The sequence below is a fragment of the Rhodococcus sp. 14C212 genome, from assembly GCF_011058195.1.
GTDB lineage: Bacteria > Actinomycetota > Actinomycetes > Mycobacteriales > Mycobacteriaceae > Rhodococcus > Rhodococcus aetherivorans.
The window spans coordinates 1-777 of record NZ_JAALEH010000225.1; the positions used below are offsets into that span (position 1 = coordinate 1).

The following is a 777-nucleotide window of genomic DNA, read 5'->3' on the forward strand; positions in this document are numbered from 1 at the left end:
CGCAGCGAGATAACCCGGGTCGCGGTGCCCGTCCGGCGCCGCCACCACCAACCGCGCCCCGACCTGCAACGGCCAGAAGAACTCCCACACCGACACATCGAACGTGAACGGCGTCTTCTGCAACACCACATCCTCGGCGGTCAACCCGTACCGCCCCTGCATCCACACCAGCCGATTGACGATCGCCGCATGCGAGACACCCACCCCCTTCGGCCGCCCCGTCGACCCCGACGTGAAGATCACATACGCCGTGTTCGACCCCCGCAACGGCGCCGTCCGCTCCGCATCGGTCAACGGCGCATCCGACAACGCCGAGACATCGAGCTCGTCGACCGCCAGCACACGGACAGAGCCCTCCCCCGGCGCCTCGAACCCGTCCCGCACCGTGGTCAGCACCACCACCGGTTCCGCCACCTCGAGAATGTACGCATTGCGCTCGACCGGCTGATCCGGATCCAACGGCACATACCCGCCCCCGGCCTCCACGATCGCGTACATCCCCACCAGCAGATCCACCGACCGACGCATCGCCAACCCCACCAGCGACTCCGGCCCCACCCCCACCGACACCAGATACCGCGCCAACCGGCGCACCCGCCCGGCGAACTCCCCGTAGCTCAGCGACTCGCCGCCGAACACCACCGCCACCGCCTCCGGCGACCGGCGCACCCGCTCCCCGAACAACTCCACCAACGTCGCCGACGGCACCGCCCGCGCCGTGTCGTTCCACACCTCGAGCACCCGCGACCGCTCCACCGGCTCGAGGATCTCCAGATC

1 protein-coding gene is annotated in these 777 nt (G+C 69.6%); it reads right to left on the bottom strand.

Translation table 11 applies throughout. The annotated features are described in order from the left end of the window. A partial coding sequence (locus G6038_RS30815) for an AMP-binding protein (protein ID WP_165042713.1) occupies positions 1-777 on the bottom strand: 777 nt, incomplete at both ends.